The organism is Pseudoalteromonas sp. JC3 (genome assembly GCF_030291895.1).
Taxonomy (GTDB): Bacteria; Pseudomonadota; Gammaproteobacteria; order Enterobacterales; family Alteromonadaceae; genus Pseudoalteromonas.
Map to the genome: position 1 here is coordinate 2,168,424 of NZ_CP127855.1, position 19,286 is coordinate 2,187,709.

At 42.5% G+C, this 19,286-nt stretch carries 19 protein-coding genes; 13 read left to right on the forward strand and 6 right to left on the reverse strand.

All coding sequences use genetic code 11. From position 1 onward, the window contains the following. Nucleotides 1–3: 3 nt before the first annotated feature. A complete protein-coding gene (locus tag QSH61_RS09050; protein WP_206472896.1) occupies nucleotides 4–1,074 on the reverse strand; it encodes a DUF3083 family protein in 1,071 nt (356 codons plus the stop codon). A gap of 248 nt (nucleotides 1,075–1,322) precedes the next feature. Between QSH61_RS09050 and glnS the strand changes: the two genes are divergently transcribed. From glnS to QSH61_RS09085, 7 genes are all read left to right on the forward strand, one after another. Further along, nucleotides 1,323–2,987, forward strand: coding sequence for a glutamine--tRNA ligase (gene glnS / locus QSH61_RS09055; protein ID WP_206472897.1), 1,665 nt, complete (start codon nucleotides 1,323–1,325; stop codon nucleotides 2,985–2,987). Nucleotides 2,988–3,043: 56 nt separating this feature from the next. Then, on the forward strand, nucleotides 3,044–4,870 hold the full coding sequence (locus tag QSH61_RS09060) for a protein kinase domain-containing protein (RefSeq protein ID WP_206472898.1): 1,827 nt from the start codon (nucleotides 3,044–3,046) through the stop codon (nucleotides 4,868–4,870). 102 nt (nucleotides 4,871–4,972) lie between these two features. After that, entirely contained in the window at nucleotides 4,973–6,247 is a 1,275-nt protein-coding gene (locus QSH61_RS09065; RefSeq protein WP_206472899.1) for an RNA polymerase sigma factor, read from the forward strand. A 137-nt stretch (nucleotides 6,248–6,384) separates the two neighbouring features. Next, nucleotides 6,385–7,230 (forward strand): YciI family protein, encoded by an 846-nt coding sequence (locus QSH61_RS09070; protein ID WP_206472900.1) that lies wholly within the window; start codon nucleotides 6,385–6,387, stop codon nucleotides 7,228–7,230. A gap of 85 nt (nucleotides 7,231–7,315) precedes the next feature. Next, nucleotides 7,316–7,705: a YciI family protein gene (locus tag QSH61_RS09075; RefSeq protein ID WP_010372682.1), complete on the forward strand. Its 390-nt coding sequence runs from the start codon at nucleotides 7,316–7,318 to the stop codon at nucleotides 7,703–7,705. 14 nt (nucleotides 7,706–7,719) lie between these two features. Then, nucleotides 7,720–8,073 (forward strand): DUF1428 domain-containing protein, encoded by a 354-nt coding sequence (locus QSH61_RS09080; RefSeq protein WP_174168900.1) that lies wholly within the window; start codon nucleotides 7,720–7,722, stop codon nucleotides 8,071–8,073. Between the two features lie 54 nt (nucleotides 8,074–8,127). Then, nucleotides 8,128–8,757, forward strand: coding sequence for a glutathione S-transferase family protein (locus QSH61_RS09085; RefSeq protein WP_206472901.1), 630 nt, complete (start codon nucleotides 8,128–8,130; stop codon nucleotides 8,755–8,757). 90 nt (nucleotides 8,758–8,847) lie between these two features. Here the strand turns inward: QSH61_RS09085 and fur are convergent, their stop codons facing one another. The 5 genes from fur to QSH61_RS09110 all read right to left on the reverse strand — a co-directional run bounded on the left by fur (nucleotide 8,848) and on the right by QSH61_RS09110 (nucleotide 11,295). Beyond that, the gene (gene fur / locus QSH61_RS09090; RefSeq protein ID WP_010372691.1) at nucleotides 8,848–9,294 is read right to left on the reverse strand and encodes a ferric iron uptake transcriptional regulator; all 447 of its coding nucleotides are present in this window, start codon (nucleotides 9,292–9,294) and stop codon (nucleotides 8,848–8,850) included. A gap of 104 nt (nucleotides 9,295–9,398) precedes the next feature. After that, nucleotides 9,399–9,926 carry a flavodoxin FldA gene (fldA, locus tag QSH61_RS09095; RefSeq protein ID WP_206472902.1) on the reverse strand — a complete coding sequence of 176 codons (528 nt, stop codon included), beginning with the start codon at nucleotides 9,924–9,926 and terminating at the stop codon, nucleotides 9,399–9,401. Between the two features lie 14 nt (nucleotides 9,927–9,940). After that, nucleotides 9,941–10,219 carry a LexA regulated protein gene (ybfE, locus tag QSH61_RS09100; protein WP_010372698.1) on the reverse strand — a complete coding sequence of 93 codons (279 nt, stop codon included), beginning with the start codon at nucleotides 10,217–10,219 and terminating at the stop codon, nucleotides 9,941–9,943. Then, nucleotides 10,219–10,440 (reverse strand): DUF2788 domain-containing protein, encoded by a 222-nt coding sequence (locus QSH61_RS09105; protein ID WP_010372701.1) that lies wholly within the window; start codon nucleotides 10,438–10,440, stop codon nucleotides 10,219–10,221. Before QSH61_RS09105 ends, ybfE begins: the two co-directional genes overlap by 1 nt. Nucleotides 10,441–10,527: 87 nt before the next feature. Continuing rightward, nucleotides 10,528–11,295: an alpha/beta fold hydrolase gene (locus QSH61_RS09110; protein ID WP_206472903.1), complete on the reverse strand. Its 768-nt coding sequence runs from the start codon at nucleotides 11,293–11,295 to the stop codon at nucleotides 10,528–10,530. Between the two features lie 136 nt (nucleotides 11,296–11,431). Between QSH61_RS09110 and seqA the strand changes: the two genes are divergently transcribed. The 6 genes from seqA (at nucleotide 11,432) to QSH61_RS09140 (ending at nucleotide 19,038) form a co-directional block, all read left to right on the forward strand. Further along, nucleotides 11,432–11,980, forward strand: coding sequence for a replication initiation negative regulator SeqA (gene seqA, locus QSH61_RS09115; protein WP_206472905.1), 549 nt, complete (start codon nucleotides 11,432–11,434; stop codon nucleotides 11,978–11,980). A gap of 13 nt (nucleotides 11,981–11,993) precedes the next feature. Then, nucleotides 11,994–13,631, forward strand: coding sequence for a phosphoglucomutase (alpha-D-glucose-1,6-bisphosphate-dependent) (gene pgm / locus QSH61_RS09120; protein ID WP_206472906.1), 1,638 nt, complete (start codon nucleotides 11,994–11,996; stop codon nucleotides 13,629–13,631). 245 nt (nucleotides 13,632–13,876) lie between these two features. Further along, entirely contained in the window at nucleotides 13,877–14,911 is a 1,035-nt protein-coding gene (gene astE / locus QSH61_RS09125) for a succinylglutamate desuccinylase (protein ID WP_206472907.1), read from the forward strand. 351 nt (nucleotides 14,912–15,262) lie between these two features. After that, nucleotides 15,263–16,480, forward strand: a complete 1,218-nt coding sequence (locus tag QSH61_RS09130; protein WP_010372716.1) for a thiamine pyrophosphate-dependent dehydrogenase E1 component subunit alpha — start codon at nucleotides 15,263–15,265, stop codon at nucleotides 16,478–16,480. Continuing rightward, nucleotides 16,480–17,457, forward strand: a complete 978-nt coding sequence (locus QSH61_RS09135; RefSeq protein ID WP_010604720.1) for an alpha-ketoacid dehydrogenase subunit beta — start codon at nucleotides 16,480–16,482, stop codon at nucleotides 17,455–17,457. The genes QSH61_RS09130 and QSH61_RS09135 overlap by 1 nt, the downstream gene beginning before the upstream one ends. 9 nt (nucleotides 17,458–17,466) lie before the next feature. Next, complete coding sequence (locus QSH61_RS09140; protein ID WP_010604721.1) at nucleotides 17,467–19,038, forward strand: dihydrolipoyllysine-residue acetyltransferase; 1,572 nt, start codon at nucleotides 17,467–17,469, stop codon at nucleotides 19,036–19,038. The last annotated feature ends 248 nt before the right edge of the window (nucleotides 19,039–19,286 follow it).

Genomic DNA, 19,286 nt, shown 5'->3' on the forward strand with positions numbered 1-19,286 from the left:
TGGTTAGTAGTCGTAACTAATATGTTGGAAGAAGCGTACGTTGATATCTTGCTTTTCAACATTAACAGGAAGTTGTGCAACAAAGCGTTTAATCGCCGTTTCTACGTGATTCATAAAACGACCATAGCCCATGTCTTTTTTGTCTTTGTCATTGGCGACGATGACAAAGCGAATGGTGTCTACTAGGTTTGCTTCGTTAAACAGTGAGTAAATTTGATTGTCACCGGAGCCGGTATCAAAACTCAGTTTTTGTAGCTCTCGGTTAGTATCGGACTTATCGATTTTGGCGCTTCTGACGATAGGCAAACGGCCATCGGCTACCATTGCTACCATATTGAGCTGTTTATCATTGCAAGAAGAAATAAATGCATCTTCTAGTGTGCGATAGAATTGTCCGTAGTCACCCGGGCGCATTTGGCTTTGGAACTCTGTTTTTATTGCTCGTGACACTGGAATGTTAAAGGTCGCGTAAGTCATTTCGCTATATTCTTCTGGTAACGTGCAGTTTCTGGCTTGATAGCGTGGGTAAAGCGCACGCAACTTATAGCCATATGACTCTTTGTCGCCTTTAGCTTTGGCAAAAAGGTCATAGGTTAAATGTTGATGGTCTCTCACTCTAAACTGAGGTTCTACCGGAGAAAAGCCTTCTTTAAGTGCATCAAGCACCTTTTTCACTTTGCTGTGGAAGGTCGCAGCATTGGCGCGTAATTCATTTCCCGTGGCTAAAAATAATAAGCGGATTTTACGCGCTTGGTATCCGTCATTGAGATAAGTTTGGTGCGCTTCGTGGAACTTAGGGTTGTAGAAAAACAAAATCTGCTTTTCTGTTTGCATGGTATAGGCTTCGTCGTGGTAACGCACCACCGGCAATTTATCGTTCGCAATTACATGTACATTATGCAGCTCATATTCGTCACACAGTGCGAATAGCTGGCGAGACAAACGCTCGTAACACGCGCTGCTGGAGTCAAAACATGCATAGAATGCATCATCCGGTTTAAACTCAGCAAGAATATAGTGGTTGTTCCTAGCCTTAGTTGATATATAAACACGATTCAAATTCATTGAAGCCATTACTTTTGTCCTTTCCTCGGTAACGTGACTTAAGCAGTGTTTGTGGTATAAACACTGAGATGGCGCAACTATAGGATGAAGTTGTGACGGAAATATTGCGCTAGAACAAAATTTGTCACAAAAATCTGATGAACATTTAACCAAATGAATAAATCCTGATACAGCGCAGATAATTGCTGTAAGTTCGGCTGAGTTTTTGTAATAATGCCGAGGTTAACTAAGAGCATAATTCAGAGGAAAGATTTCCTATGGCGGAAACTGAAAATCGCCCATCAAACTTTATTCGCAACATTATTGATGCGGATCTTGCCAGTGGCAAACATGCGTCTACGCACACACGTTTTCCACCTGAGCCAAATGGCTTTTTACACATTGGCCATGCTAAATCAATTTGCTTAAATTTTGGTATTGCCCAAGATTATCAAGGTAAGTGCAACTTACGCTTTGACGATACCAACCCAGAAAAAGAAGACATCAACTACGTTAAATCTATCCAAGAAGATGTCCAGTGGCTTGGCTTTGAGTGGGATGGTGAAATTTGTTATTCATCAAACTACTTCGACAAGTTGTATAGCTACGCCGTAGAGCTAATTGAAAACGGTAAAGCGTATGTTTGCTTCCTGTCGCCTGAGCAGGCGCGTGAATATCGTGGCACGCTGACTGAGCCTGGCAAAAATAGCCCTTATCGTGACACTTCACCTGAAGAGAACTTAGCCTTATTCGAAAAAATGAGAAATGGCGAGTTTAAAGAAGGGGAATGTGTTCTTCGTGCTAAGATTGACATGGCAAGCTCATTTATGGTGCTTCGCGACCCTATCATCTATCGTGTACGTTTTGCACACCATCATCAAACTGGTGATAAGTGGTGCATCTATCCGATGTATGACTTTACGCACTGTATTTCCGATGCGCTTGAAGGGATCACGCATTCACTTTGTACATTAGAGTTCCAAGATAACCGCCGTTTGTACGACTGGGTGCTAGATAACATCAGCATCGAGTGTCATCCACAGCAAATCGAGTTTTCTCGTTTAAATCTTGAATACACGGTGATGTCGAAGCGTAAGCTCAATGACTTGGTTGTTAATAACCATGTTGAAGGATGGGATGACCCGCGCATGCCGACAATTGCAGGGCTTCGTCGTCGTGGTTATACACCAGCTGCAATTCGCGAATTTTGTAAGCGCATTGGCGTAACCAAAATGGACAACATGGTTGAAATGGGTATGCTTGAAGCGTGTATCCGTGATGACTTAAACGAAAATGCACCACGCGCAATGGCGGTACTTGACCCTGTTAAGCTAGTAATTGAAAACTTTGATGCAGATAAAGTTGAAATGCTACAAGCGCCTAATCACCCAACATTAGACATGGGCGAGCGTGAGCTACCGTTTACGCGCGAAGTCTACATTGAACAAGAAGATTTCCGCGTAGAAGCGAACAAAAAGTTCAAACGTTTGGTGCTAGGTAAAGAAGTGCGTCTTCGTAATGCTTATGTGATTAAAGCTAAGCGCATTGAAGAAGACGAAAACGGTAATATTACGACAATCTACTGTAGTTACGACCCTGATACTTTAGGTAAAAACCCAGAAGATGGCCGCAAGGTAAAAGGCGTAATTCACTGGGTATCTGCTTCACATTGTATTGAAGCGCCAGTGCGTCAGTATGATCGTCTATTTACTGTGCCAAACCCAGCGGCTGCTGAAGATTTCACGGAAGTGTTAAACCCAGACTCTTTGGTAACCATTGCAAATGCCAAACTTGAGCCAGCACTTGCAAACGCTAAGCCTGAGCAAGGTTATCAGTTTGAGCGTTTAGGTTACTTCTGTCGTGATAACAAGTCAGAAGCGCTAATGTTTAACCAAACTGTTGGTCTACGTGATTCGTGGGCTAAGATAGAACAGCAAGGTTAATACTGAATGAGGTCGGCTAATGTCGACCTTTTTTATTGCTTTTTCTACGTACAATTATGTCTGAAAAATCCATCCAACACTTCTATATCAACGAACAGCAGTCCATCTACTTACTGTCTCATCATGATGCAAAAAAGCATCGTCAATGGCTGAATATCTGTAAAAAACAATTGAGCCAACTTGGCTATAAACATGTTGAGGTAATTGGCTCTGGTGCATTTGGCTTCGTATTTGCTGGTACAAGTGATATGGGGAAAGACTGGGTGTTTAAATTTTCTCGGATCACGCTTGCCCAAAGTGTGCGTGATAGGCTTGAAGATGAAGGCTATATGTTGTCGCAAATTGACAACCCTATGGTGCCAAACTTCTATGCCTTCGAGCGAGTAAAAAAGCAAGGCATTTTAATGATGGAGCGTGCCCCTGGTGAAGATTTAGAAAAGATCTCACTCAAAAAGGGCCGTTTTAAAGCGCATGAGTTGGTAAGCCTCGCGTTAAAACTCAGAAATGTGTTGGTTGATTTGCGCGAGCGTCGCAATGGCATGTCTCCTCAGCCTATCGTTCATGGAGATATTAAACCATCTAATATCGTTTGGGATGAAGCTTCCGATGGTTTCTCTTTGGTTGATTGGGGAAGCTCAGTTTATGCTCAGGTGGATGTATATGGCGAGCCTATCGCCAGCAATATTATGGATTTGATGTCATCTGATGTAAGTACGACTAACGCTCGGATGGGAGATGTGTACTTTATTGGCGATGAGCAAATGTCGGGTGCACAATCTTCTCCTCGTTTTGATGAACAAGGCGTTGCGTCGACGATTTATGCACTGGCTAGTGCACAATCATGTCGCTTTGGTGCTCAGGTCATTCCTGCTTGCGCTTTGGGGCTGCCAAAAGTATTTGCGCAGGTGCTAGATGGCATGCTTAGCAAAGATAAAGCAACGAGGGATAGCGCAGGGGATTATTTTGTTCGTAATATGCCAGCAATGGCAAAAATGTATTTACCTGATTTAACACTGTCAGAGAAAAAATCCCGCATTCCTTTTTGGACCTACGAAACCGCAGTTAAACCTGAAACGGTCGTCTATAGCTCACGCAAGCAGTTTTTGCGTCGTGCTGACGATAAACACAATCTAAGAGACGTAAACGACGCGCAATTAGATAGATATTATAAAGAGTTTTTGTTTGATACCGGCGATACCGAGAAAGCCTTTTTGGCCTCAATCAGCAGGCTGGCAAAATATCCGGTCGTTGGTGGTCTCAGTTTTCACTGGAAAGACGTGCAAGTATTTGTTGAGTCGAGTCTTATTTTACACGATGAAACAATGAGTCTTGCATTTAAAGACGCGTTGAACGCCACCGTAATGCTCGCGCAGGGGATCAAACAAAAAGGTTTATTTAAATGTTGTTTATTCGACGCGCGGCAAACTATTCAATTGACTCGTGACGGCACCGGTGCGTTCCAATTTGACCATCTGCCAGAACTAGAGTTTAGCGTTAGCGATATTTCGAGCAATGAAATTACACGCCCGCATTCATACTTTGAAGACGGCAAAGATCCAGACGAGCAACTGCAGCTGCCAAGACAGATAATTCAATGCGTGTTCGAGTTAAATCAGATCCATCATACAGGTTGCATCATTTTTGAATCGTTGCAAGATAGGATGAAAATTCATTATTACTACCGGCTACTTGATGCTAATAAAGCAGCGCAATTTAAGGCGCTATTGACTCGGATCATGCAATACGCGGTTAGTATTCAAGATTATGGCGTAGCAGGGTTTATGAAGCTGCCCTATAAAAATACACGTGAGTTTGCTTTATGCGACCGTCAGCCTGACTTTTTCTTTCCCAAAAATCCCAAAACATTTGTCGTTAACACTTAGGTGTTAGTACCGCTTCTGGCCAGTTATTGAGGCTCTTGCTGATTTATGAAATAGTGACTATACCAATTCTAATTGCTATAACCTAGCTGACGAAGGAAAGTGATGAGCAATCAACTTGCTTGCGATAGCAATGCTATTCGTAAGTCTATAGCAGTGCTGTACAAGCAAGAAAGCCGGAAAATTTACGCTACACTGATCCGCCTTTTAGGTGACTTTGAGTTAGCGGAAGAAGCATTGCAAGACGCGTTTAATGCGGCGTTAAAACACTGGCCTACTCAAGGCATGCCAGAAAACCCAGTCCCTTGGTTAATTTCTACTGGTCGCTTTAAAGCCATTGATGCAATACGTAAACAGCAACGTCAAAGAGAAAAGCTAGAAGTTGCTGCTACTGAAGTGGATGGGGTTTCTGATATCGCAGGCCACGCTCAAGAGCAAAACGCCAATGCAATTGAAGACGACCAATTGCGATTAATTTTTACCTGCTGCCATCCGGCTATTGATCCAAAGGTACAAGTTGCGCTTACTCTGCGGGAGGTCTGTGGACTAACAACAGAAGAAATTGCCAGTGCATTTTTGGTGTCTAACACAACAATGGCACAACGAATTGTGCGCGGCAAAGCGAAGATCCGTGATGCCCGTATTCCGTTCGAGCTGCCAGACGACACTGACTTTAACAACCGACTTGATGCGGTGCTTACGGTTATCTATCTGGTCTTTAATGAAGGGTATTCAGCAACACAAGGCGAACTTGCAATACGCAGTGAACTGACGTCCGAGGCAATCCGCTTAACTCGTTTACTTTATTCTCTAACACCAGATCCAGAAGTGGCGGGGTTACTCGCCTTGATGCTCTTGAATGATGCAAGAAAGGCGGCGCGCACCAATGCTAGCGGTGACATCATTTTACTGGAAGATCAAGACCGAAACCTTTGGAGTAAAGGTATGATCGCCGAAGGTACGCAGTTGGTCGCTGAAATAATGCGCGCCGGTGAATATGGCTTTTACACCATTCAGGCCGCTATCTCTGCGACTCATGCAGTTGCGACAACTGCAGCGGCGACAGATTGGTCACAGATTGTTGAATTATATGCTCAGCTACACCAAGTAAGCCCGTCTCCTGTTATTGAGCTCAACCAAGCGGTTGCAATCGCTATGAAAGAGGGGCCGGATGCGGGTATTACCATTATAGAGCGGCTATTTGAGCACAAAGAAATGCAAAGATATCACTTGGCTCATGCGGCTTATGGCGAACTATTATCTCGTGCTGGCAGAACGGCTAGTGCGATTAATGCATTTAAAACGGCTCTCAACTTAACAACGCAATTACCAGAGCAAAGGGTTCTCAAACAAAAGCTTCTCAAGCTAGGTGAAAATTAATTAAGAAAATTTTCCTTACTTTGTCGATCTCTAAAGAATGCATTCGACTAGAGTGTATAGAGCACTTTATTTATTAACACCGCAGGTAACCTTTGGTTATTCAGCTCTATTTATAAAAGACAACAGGAGAATTGACGATGAAAGTAATGGTGATTGTAAAAGCAAGTGAAGGGTCTGAAGCAGGGGAGTTACCAACCGCGGAATTAATGGCTGCGATGGGAGAATTCAATAATGCATTAGTTGATGCTGGAATAATGACTTCTGGTGATGGTTTAAAGCCGAGTAAAGAGGGAGTTCGCGTTCGTTTTAAAGGCGAAGAGCGCATAGTAACTAAAGGGCCTTTTGCAGAGACTAATGAGTTAATTGCGGGTTATTGGGTATGGGAAGTAACATCAATGGAAGAGGCGTTAGAATGGGTTAAGCGCTGCCCTAATCCCATGAATGAGGAATCTGATATTGAAGTTCGACCGTTTTATGAAATGGCTGACTTTGCTGATATCGATCCCAGCGGCGAAATCCTCGCAGACGAAGAACAATTAAGACAAAAGATTGCGATGCAAACTGCACATGTTTGCAATTATTTGTTTTTTGCAGGGCGTACCGAAGAGGCACTTGAATACTATCAACAGCATCTATATGCCAAAGTCGGTCTGCTTATGCGTTTTAACGAAAGTCCAGATCCTATTCCTGATGGTGCGATACAAGAAAACTTCTCAGATAAAGTAATGCACTGTGAGTTTAGCATTGGCGATATGAAGATTTTTGCATCTGACGGCTGTGGTGATGATGCTTCGTTTGCAGGATTTAGTCTGTCTATAACCATTGATTCTGAACAAGAAGCTCACCGTGCATTTAATGCGCTAGCCGATGGTGGTACGGTCAGAATGCCATTACAAGAAACATTTTGGTCCCCCCTTTATGGTCAAGTCGTTGATAAATTCGGTGTTGCGTGGATGGTGATGTTACCTAGTAATACTAATTAACCTTGAGCACGGAATAGCTAAGTCAGATCGAGCAGCAAAAGACGTTCGCTATTCAGATACTAGTTAATAAGGAGCTGGACACACTATGAAATATGTCGCTTTAGTTTATTACGATGAACAAGCAATGGAAAAGCTCTCACAAGATGAATGGGACGCACTTAACCGTGAATGTATCGCGTGTGGGGAATCATTAAAAGAGCGCGAGCAGATGATAGGGGGCAACGCGTTACTCTCAACTCAAAGTGCGACAACCTTGCGGGTACGAGCGGGTAAAGTCGATATTACCGATGGCCCATTTGCAGAGACTAAAGAGCAGCTTGCGGGGTTTTATTTACTTGATGTCAAAGACTTAAATGAGGCCATCCAAGCGGCTAGCAAAATTCCGCCAGCGCGCTATGGCAGCATTGAAATTCGGCCTGTTCGCGAGTTACAAGACGAGAACAATGTCAGCTATGAAGCACAAAGACGAGAATAATAGAGGGGTCAAAGATGAGTTATATAGATGGTTTTGTATGCGCTGTACCCACCAGTAAGCGTGAAGAATATCAAGCACACGCCAGCAAAGCGGCAAAAGTGTTTAAAAAATTTGGAGCAGAACACGTTGTCGAGGCCTGGGGGGATGATGTTCCTGATGGTACGCTTACCTCTTTTCCAATGGCTGTAAAATGTAAGCCTGATGAAACAGTGGTGTTTTCCTGGATCACTTGGCCTTCAAAAGAAGTGCGTGATGCTGGAATGGCAGAAGTATTTAAAGATCCTATTTGCGATCAAGAAGCTAATCCAATGCCGTTTGATGGCAAAAGGCTTATCTATGGTGGCTTTATGACAATAGTAGAGTGTTAATCTTAGTTATTAAATTGGGCTGAGTTATCAGTCCAATAGACATGGAGCTGATATATGCCGAACTTTACCATTACCACGTTTGATTGGGTGCCTGAGCTGCCAAGAGGATATGTCAGGGATATTCGTTTGCGCTGGGCGCTAGAAGAGGCGGGCATACCCTATGATATAGAACTTACCGCATTCAATGAACGAGAAAATGCGCATTATTTACATCAACCATTTGGTCAAGTTCCTTGGCTTAGCCATGAAGATAAGGAGATATTTGAAAGTGGTGCTGGTCTGTTATACATCGCTGAACATAACGATGAGTTAATATCGACAGAAAATAGATCATCGGTAATACAGTGGTTATTCGCCGCGCTCAACTCTGTAGAAATGGCAACTCTTCCATGGACAATTTTGAAATTTTCTGAAGATACTTTTGAGAGTGATGGCAGCAAAGCGATAGAGCGATTTTTACATAGCCGTTTGAAACACATGAATGAATATCTTCGGGGAAAAACTTCGTTGGCTGAGCAATTTTCTGTTGCAGATATCGCGATGGCTGACGTGCTTCGTTTGGTCGATAGGTTTGATGGGCTAAATCAATATAGCTATTGCCGAAAGTATCTAGAGCAATGTGTTTCTAGAGCTGCTTTTAAAAAAGCATACAAAGATCAGCTGGAATTGTACTCTAGAATATAGTGACTATATAAATGGAAGGTGGTGTTTATGCAACAAATTAAAAAAGCCAGCAATTTGCTGGCTTAATGCTTAAATTGGCGAAAAGGTAGGTTAGTTACCATTTTCCTCAGCGTACTTTTTGCACGCTTCTTTATCTTCACACTCACCGTATAAATATAGTGAGTGATTCGTGAGTTTGATGCCATTGCTGTTCGCGATTTCTTCTTGGCGTGTTTCAATAACGTCATCTTCAAATTCGACAACTTTGCCACATTTTAAACATACCAAGTGATCATGGTGCGTGCTGCCAGACAGCTCGAAAACAGATTTACCGCCTTCAAAGTGGTGACGTGTTACAATACCAGCATCATCAAATTGGTTTAGCACGCGATATACTGTAGCTAGGCCAATTTCTTCACCTTTGTCCAATAAGATCTTGTACACATCTTCTGCGCTGATGTGTTGATTATCAGGAGACTGAAGGATCTCTAAAATTTTGATGCGTGGAAGCGTTACTTTTAAACCAGCCTTTTTAAGCTCTAAGTTGTGATCAGTCATTAAATCTGTCTCAATCTGTTAGTTATAATTTGTCTTAGGTCAATATTCACGACGCTATAACCTAAGAATAACTTGCTCGGGCAGCAAGTGCAAAGCAAATGGAATTAATCTTCCAGCTCGCTTAAGCACATTTCGTCATATACTTGTGCACACCACTGTTTAACGCGTTGCTCTGTTAGCTCAGGCTGGCGATCTTCATCAATACCAAGGCCAACAAACTTACCTTCTTCAACTACAGCTTTTGATGCTTCAAAGTCATAACCGTCGGTAGACCAGTGACCAACTACAATCGCACCGCGTTCGGTAACGATGTCATTAACCATGCCCATCGCGTCAAGGAAATATTCAGCATAATCTTCTTGGTCGCCACAGCCGAAAATAGCAACTAACTTACCTTCGAAATCGACTTCTTCAAGTTCAGGGAAAAAATCATCCCAATCACACTGAGCTTCGCCGTAGTACCATGTTGGAATACCGAAAAGTAGTAAATCGAATTCGGCAATCTCTTCTTTACTGCTTTTAGCGATGTCCTTTACGTCTACGAGCTTTTTACCTAGCTCTTTTTGAATCATTTTAGCAACGTGTTCTGTGTTACCAGTATCACTGCCGAAAAAAATACCTACGCTTGCCATTAATTTCTTACCTTCTATCTATTAACCGCTAACTTTTCTTGTAAGATGGTCTCGATGAGTGCACTTCGACTAATGTTTTGCGACTCCGCCATATCACTTAGCGCTTGATACAACTCTGATGAAACCTTAAATTCTACTCTTTTTAGGCCACGCGCGCGATCCCTCTTAATTTGATTGCGCTTGTTAACCTTTAACTGCACTTCTCGTGGCAGTGGATTCGTCTTAGGACGTCCTGGACGTTTTTCATTTTCAAATAGGTCGATAGTTGTTCTATCAGTTTCAGCCTTGGCCATTATCCAACACCTGCGCCTTGCCAAAATACTTGGATCAAGCCTTTTGCTATAAATCCAGAACAGCCGAGAAACAGCACTAGCCAAACGATGTAGCGTCCGAACTTTGGCACATCACCTTTTTTCAGTACGTCCTGAATTGCCATACCGATGAAAAAGAATATACCAGCTAGCGCAAACCACAGCCCTAGCGTTTCAAATTCATTTATAAATTGACTGACCATCTGAGCTCTACTCAATACTTAAACGGCGGCTACTATACCATAACCTACATGCATAAATTAAGTTTATAACGGTAAATTCAATTCGTTTTATTGAAGAAAATCAATAATTGAGCGATTTACAGCTTCAGGCTTTTCAGCATGTAGCCAATGTCCCGCACCTTGTATTATTTTTGCTCGCGCATTTGGGAAAAAACGAGCGATGGGCTCCCTATGCTCAGGCAGGATATAGTCAGAATTATTCCCTTTAATGAACAAAGTATCGCATAAACAGGAATGCGTTTCATTAATATTAGATGTAATTGCGTCGTATTTTTCAGTAATTACATCTAAATTAAAACGCCAAGTAAGCTTACCTTCTTCATTTTTTGCCAAACTTTTAAGCAAAAACTGACGCACGCCGACTGTTTCAATATATTGGGACATTATGGTATCTGCTTCACTACGACTTGATACATCACTTTTCTGCACTTCGTTAAGCGCGGCAATTATTGCGTCATGCCTTGAGTGATAATCAACAGGCGCAATATCTAATACGACAAGTTTGTTGATGCTTTCTGGGAATAATTGGGCGAATTGCATTGCCACTTTACCACCCATTGAGTGGCCAACTAGGCTGACTTTATCCAGTTTTAACTCATCCAATAACGCTTTGATGTCGTTTGCCATTATTGGATAGGACATTTGCTCATCATGAAAAGAGCGACCGTGATTTCTCAAATCGACGTTAATCACACTGAAATGTTCAGCAAGTGCTTTTGCCACCACATTCAAATTTTCCAAGGAACCAAAGAGTCCGTGCATAACAAATACACTAGGTTTGGCTTGGTCGCCAATTTGTTGATAGTTTAACTGCATAAATCCTCCAAAATTGGCGCTAATTGTGACATTGAAGAGTAAAAATGCAAAGCCATAGAGTAATAAGTTAAATTTGGATATACTAAGTGGCAATTGAAATGAGTTGCTCCTAATTAGCATAGATGACAGGAAACGCATGAAAAAGATAGAAATAGATGACGAGCTATATCAATACATTGCAAGTAACACACAAAGTATTGGAGAAAGTGCTTCTGAGATTTTACGTCGTTTATTAAAACTTACTTCTGGGACAGAATCTAAAGCCGTCACACAGCAGGAAGAAAAACAAGTACCAGAAATTACAGCTGAGTCACAAACAAAAACACCAAGCCAACCTGTAAAACCCGTTGCGAATGTCTTTAATATTCTAAATAAAGAAGAGCTTGCCATGCAAAAGGGCGTGGTCGGGCGATTTTTGTTTATCCTATCCGCGCTTCATCGTACACATAAATCCGAATTTAATTGTGTGCTCGAAATTAAAGGCCGCGATAGGATTTACTTCGCCACGAGTAAAAATGCGCTACTCGAAAGTGGTAGCAGTATGAACCCGAAAAATATAGCAGACAGCGAATATTGGGTGATGACAAATTCAAATACGACTAGAAAGAAAATGATGCTTCATGAAGTAGCTAAGGTGTTAGGTTACACAGATGAAGCTGCCGAGAAAATTAGAGACTACCTATAAGTAAGGAAATCTTATGGCGATCCATCCGCAAGCTGGCAAAAAGGTATCGAAAGAATTATTGGTAAATGTACCTAAGCTGGTTTCATCGTACTATTTAAATGAGCCTGACTTAGAAGCGCATCCAGAGCATTGTGTCGCCTTTGGCACAAGTGGCCACCGAGGTTGCTCACTTAATTTTAAGTTTAATGAGTCGCATATTCTGGCCATCACTCAAGCGATCTGCGATTACCGTAAAAACAACAATATTTACGGTCCGCTTTTTCTTGGTAAAGACACTCATGCGTTGTCGGAGGCCGCTTTTAACTCGGCTATTGAGGTCTTGGTTGCCAACGAAGTACAAGTTATCACACAACAAAATGATGACTACACTCCAACCCCAGTGATCAGCCATGCGATTGTCTCGCACAATTTAGTCAATCCTCATGAGCTTGCAGATGGAATTGTCGTTACGCCATCACATAACCCGCCAGAAGATGGCGGGTTTAAATATAATCCTCCGAATGGTGGACCTGCCGATACCGATGTCACCAAATGGATTGAAGATAGGGCGAATCAGTTACTACTCGAAGATTTGGTTGAAGTTGAACTATTTCCGTTTGCTAAAGCGAGAAGATCTGGATTTATCAAGTATGAAGATCTGATCACTCCATATGTTGAAGACTTGGGTAACATAATTGATATGGAAGCCATTGCTCGAGCCGGAGTTAATATTGGTGTGGATCCTCTTGGTGGTTCAGGTGTTAATTTCTGGCCAGTGATCGCCAAACACTACGACTTGAAGCTGACGGTTGTAAATGACGTGGTCGACCCGAGTTTTGCCTTCATGCCACTTGATAAAGACGGCAAGGTGCGCATGGATTGTTCATCGCTTTTTGCGATGGCTAATTTGATAGCACTAAAAGACGACTACGATATCGGTATTGGTAATGATCCAGACTTCGACAGACATGGCATTGTTACCCCTGATGGCCTGATGAATCCTAATCACTTTTTAGCGGTTGCAATTGACTACCTCATTAAACACCGAAGCTGGAAGAGCTCAGTAAAAATCGGTAAAACACTGGTATCTAGTGCCATGATTGACAAAGTGTGTGGCGCAAACGGCCGAGAAGTTTACGAAGTGCCAGTAGGCTTTAAATGGTTTGTAGACGGGTTAGCGGCTGGAGAGCTCGCGTTTGGCGGTGAAGAGAGTGCTGGCGCAGCGTTTTTAAGAAAAGATGGCACCACATGGTGTACAGACAAAGACGGTTTTATCATGGGGTTACTTGCTGCTGAGATCCTAGCTGTTACAGGTAAATCGCCATCTCAGCATTATCACGCTTTTGAACAAGCATTTGGCGCGCCTGTATACAAGCGTATCGATGCACCCGCAAATACTGAGCAAAAAGCAAAGCTCAAGGCATTAAGCGCGGACAATATCAAGGTGGACACCCTGGCAGGTGATCAAATTACTCAGATATTAACCAATGCCCCTGGTAACGGCGCGGCTATTGGTGGCCTTAAAGTCGTTACCAAAAATGGTTGGTTTGCGGCGCGTCCATCGGGTACTGAAGATATCTACAAAATTTATCTTGAATCATTTAAAGGTGACGCGCATTTAGCTGAACTTGAACATGAGGCAAAGACATTGGTTGACTCAGTGATTAGTTAACAAAAAGCTTCTAAAAGCCATACTCCTCGTATGGCTTTTTTGTATCCCAATGCGGGTTATACCAATTAGTCGTAATACTTGCTCAATTTGAAGGAGTAAATCTGACGCTAACCGCGTTAAAAATTTCTTATTTAGAATAACTAAATAGCAAAATTTTAGCCTTGTTATCGACAAGATTTTCTCGCCTCAAAATAGATCACTTAATTAAGATAATTGGTATTACTCAACAACATCAATTTGGAATTATGACGTACTTAGCAGAATTAAAACAAAGCGGTGACTTTCTTACTATCACAAGAAATAACGAATTTACACTTGAACCCGTGAGCTTCACTTTAGACAACGGTACCTTGGTGGAAGTCCATGATACTGGTGTGATCCAGTTTACGCCTGTAGGTGAAACAACGAAAGATATTGTGCTATCGAGCGCTGTGCACGGCAATGAAACCGCGCCAATTGAGATATGTGATGAGCTTATCCAACATATTATTACTGGCAGACTAGCGTTGGCACAACGGGTGTTATTTATTTTTGGCAACCCGAAATCCATTAATATTGGGCAGCGTTTTGTCGATGAAAATCTAAACCGCCTATTTAACGGCGCACATAATCAAGAAACAGATAATCCAGAAAAGGTCCGAGCGCAAAAACTAGAAGGTTATGTTAGGGCTTTCTTTGAACAGGGAAGCGGTGAGCGCTATCGATGTCATTACGACCTTCACACTGCTATTCGAGGATCTAAAAACGAAAAGTTTGCAGTCTATCCATTTTTACATGGTAAGCCGTGGAAGAAATCGCAGCTGCAATTTTTATTGTCATGCGGTGTCAACACTGTATTAATGATGCGATCGGCTGCTACGACATTTAGTTATTTTTCTTCTTATCAGTTTGGGGCCGACGCTTTTACTATCGAACTTGGACAGGTTAAGCCATTTGGTGAGAATAACATGGCAAGCTTTGCAAAAACCAAAGAAACGCTAAAAGCATTAATTAGCCAAGAAAAAGTAGAATATAAAGAATTTAATGCAGATGAGTTCGAGCTGTTTACGGTTCATCGTACAATCAATCGTACTCAAGCCGAATTTTCTTTTCCATTCGCTGATTCTGCTGAGAATTTTACAGGCTTTTCGAAAGGTGAATTACTAGCGACGGACGGAGATAAGCAATATTTCGCTGAAGTTGAGGGGGAAGCTATTATCTTCCCAAATGCCAATGTTGCTTTGGGGCAACGTGCATTACTAACGGTTATCCCGTTAGAGGTTGATGAAAACTTTATATAAATCATAGATGTAAAATTCTACTTGCCTTCGTATCAAAATCTTTCCAAAAACATTGATGCATTTTCACGGTTATTCATCTAGGATTAGTTGAATAACCGTTTACGTTAACGTAAAGTTGAAACGCTTTAATTTAATTTACTTACTTAAATCGCAAATATTATTCAGTCTTTGATAAGTTGTTAGACCAGTTATTCATACTAACCACGAATGTGATCAAGACCAATTAACACAATCATAAATGCGAGGTGAGTTAAGACTCTTTTCGTCTTACGCAATCTGAAGCCAGATCTCGTATGAGAAAGTCGGGTTTGAACTCCGTAAGTTTGTTATGACAACAAGAGAAGGTAGGTTATGACTAACCCCAATAATATATCCTTAAATATCAGCCACGCGCTGGAATTTATAGATGGTCATGCACTCAATATCCCTACATTAAAGATTTTAAGTGACCAAGGCGATGTTTTAGACGGTGCAACAGCACCTGATATTGATAAAGAAACGGCATTAAGAATTTACTCAACAATGCGGTTTATCCGTTTACTTGACGAGCGTATGCAAGGGGCTCAGCGTCAAGGACGTATTAGCTTCTACATGCAATGTCTTGGCGAAGAAGCCGCTGTTACGGCAAGTGCTGCAGCGCTTAAAGAAGATGACATGATCATGGCTCAGTACCGTGAGCAAGCCGCAATTCACTATCGTGGTTTTTCGCTTGAGCAGTTTATGAATCAGCTATTCTCGAATGAGAAGGACTTAGGCAAAGGCCGCCAAATGCCTGTGCATTATGGTTCTAAAGAATTACATTACTTGACTATTTCGTCGCCGCTAGGAACGCAAATTCCTCAAGCAACGGGCTATGCATACGGCCAAAAGCTAAAACACATTGATAAAGAAACTGGCGAGCTAACGTCTGAAATTGACAACGTCACGATTTGCTATTTTGGTGAAGGTGCTGCGTCAGAAGGTGATTTCCACGCTGGTCTAAACATGGCCGCGGTGCATGGTTCACCGGTCATCTTTTATGCACGTAATAACGGTTATGCGATTTCAACACCTGCGGATGAACAGTTCAAAGGTGATGGTATCGCCGCTCGCGGTGTGGGCTATGGTATTAAGACCATCCGTGTGGATGGTGCCGATGCGCTTGCTGTTTACGCCGCAACACAAGCCGCGCGTAAAATCGCAGTTGAAAACGGTGAGCCTGTGATGATTGAGTCTATCGCATATCGTTTGGGGGCACATTCAACATCTGATGATCCGTCTGGTTACCGTACTAAAGACGAAGAAGCTGAATTTAAAAATAGTTGCCCAGTAAATCGATTTAAGCAATGGCTTCTAAAACAAGGTTGGCTGGATGAAGCCCAAGATGATGCGGAAAAAGAGAAAATCCGTGAAGATATCTTGGCTGCATTGAAGGTTGCAGAAAAAGTACAGAAGCCTGCATTAGAAGATCTGGTCTCAGATGTTTATGACACGCCAATTCCATCGCTGCAGAAGCAATATGATGAATTGAAAGCGCATATTAAAGCTTATCCAGACGCATACCCAGTCACAGCAGGGAGAATTAAATAATGGCTAAAATGAACATGCTACACGCCATTAATTCGGCGCTAGATATCACGATGGCGGAGCATCCACAGGCTTGTATTTTTGGTGAAGACGTCGGCTACTTTGGAGGTGTATTCCGAGCAACTTCAGGCCTTCAAGAAAAATATGGTAAACACCGTGTTTTTAATACGCCATTGACCGAGCAAGGTATTTTAGGTTTTGCCAATGGTCTTGCAGCGTTTGGTGCTCCTGCGCTTGCTGAAATTCAATTTGCGGATTATATCTTCCCAGCATTTGACCAAATTGTGAACGAGTCGGCCAAGTTCCGTTATCGCTCAGGTAATGAGTTTGATGTGGGTAACTTAACAATTCGTACGCCATACGGTGGTGGTATTGCAGGTGGTCTATATCATTCACAATCACCGGAAGCTTACTTTGCACATACACCAGGTCTTAAAATTGTAGTACCGCGTAACCCGTATCAAGCAAAAGGCCTACTGCGTGCTGCCATTAAAGATGATAACCCGGTTATTTTCTTTGAACCTAAGCGCTTATATCGCGCCTCTGTTGGTGAAGTGCCAGAAGAAGATTACAGCATTGAGCTTGGTAAAGCTGAAGTAATTAAAGAAGGTACTGACATAACGCTATTGGCTTGGGGCGCGCAGATGGAAATCATCGAACAAGCGGCACAAAAAGCTGAAGAAGCGGGTATTAGCTGTGAAATAATCGACTTAAGAAGTATTCTTCCTTGGGATATGGACACGGTAGCCAAGTCAGTGGTTAAAACGGGTCGTTTGGTCGTGAGCCACGAAGCGCCAATCACAAATGGTTTTGGTGCTGAGATCGCAGCAACCATACAAAAAGAGTGTTTCCTGCATTTAGAATCTCCAATTGAGCGAGTTTGTGGATTAGATACGCCATACCCTCTAGCACTTGAAAAAGAGTATGTGCCAGATGCACTGAAAGTGTTCGCCGCTATCAAACGTTCTATGGAATTTTAAGGATAAGTTATGGCTAAAGAATTTATCTTACCAGATATTGGTGAAGGCATCGTAGAGTGCGAAATCGTCGAGTGGTTGGTGGCTGTTGGTGACGAAGTAAAAGAAGATCAACCTATTTGTGACGTAATGACGGATAAGGCACTAGTGCAGATCCCAGCGGTACATGACGGTGTGATCACCAAGCTGCATTACGAAAAAGGTGAAATTGCAAAGGTGCATGAGCCTTTGTTTGCAATGGATGTTGCCGGCGAGCAAGCTGCTCAGCCTGAGCAATCGGCACCTCAGTCCTCGCCAACTACTTCAACCAGTGCTGTACTTGAAGACTTTATCTTACCTGATATTGGTGAAGGCATTGTTGAGTGCGAAATCGTTGAATGGCTTGTTGCTGAAGGCGATGAAATCAAAGAAGATCAGGCCGTTTGTGATGTAATGACTGACAAGGCGCTAGTGCAAATTCCAGCCAAGTACGATGGTATTGTTGAAAAACTCTATTATCAAAAAGGTGAAATAGCACAGGTGCATAGTCCGCTATTTCAAATGAAGTTGGCGTCATCTCACGCCGGAAAATCAGACGATCCAATCGCTGATGTTCACAAGCCTAAAGAAAGTACAGTACAAGCTGCTACTGCAAACGATGAGGCTACGCGTAGTTTACCGAAAAATGGTAAAGCGATTGCCTCTCCGGCAGTACGCCGCAAGGCGCGCGAAGTTGGTGTTGACCTCTCTGAAGTACCAGGCTCTGGTAAAAATGGTCGCGTGTATAAAGAGGATATCGAACATTTCCTTGAGCACGGTGTAAGTGGTGCTTCGACCACGAATGAAGCTAACACAACGATACAGTCTCAAACACAAAAGCCGGCTCCTACCTCAGAAGGTGGTAAAAGAGTTGAGCCTCTACGTGGTATGAAAGCGGCGATGGCCAAACAGATGGTGGCCTCTGTTTCGACGATCCCACATTTCACTTACTGTGACGAGATTGACTTAACCGATTTAATTGCACTTCGTGGTGCTTTGAAAGAGCAATATGCCAAACAAGGCGTGAAGCTGACGATGATGCCATTTTTTATCAAGGCGTTGTCACTTGCAATCAACGAATTCCCAATTTTGAATGCAAAAGTAAATGATGACTGTACGGAAATCACTTATTTTGATGACCACAATATTGGTATGGCGGTGGACAGCAAGCTCGGTCTTCTTGTACCAAATATTAAATCATGCCAAAGCAAATCGATTGTAGAAGTTGCCCAGTCTGTTACTGAACTGACAGAAGCCGCTAGGGAAGGGCGTGTATCTCCTGATTCTCTGAAAGGCGGTACTATCTCAATCTCAAACATAGGGGCGATTGGCGGTACGGTTGCGACGCCGATTATCAATAAACCGGAAGTTGCTATCGTTGCACTTGGCAAAGTTCAGCAGTTACCACGCTTTGATGCACAAGGTAATGTGGTTGCGCGCTCTATCATGCAAGTAAGTTGGTCTGGCGACCATCGTATTATTGATGGTGGCACGATCGCACGCTTCAATAATTTATGGAAAACCTTCCTAGAGGAGCCGGCTAAAATGATGATGGCAATGCGCTAATCCTTGTTTTTGCTAGTTTCTACTTGTTGTAAAGGGCCTTTACGGCCCTTTTTTATGTCCCGCTATATATATGTAAACCACCGTGAAAACAAACTTGTAATACCTGTTTGCTTAATTTAGAGAGCTATTCTGAAGCAAGAAAGCCTTTTCGATAACACTGCTACGTCACCAGCTATCGTCAAAGTATCTACATTCATGTAGGCAAAAACTCTATTCTAAGTAGGAAGTTCTTAACGGAGTTAGCGTCA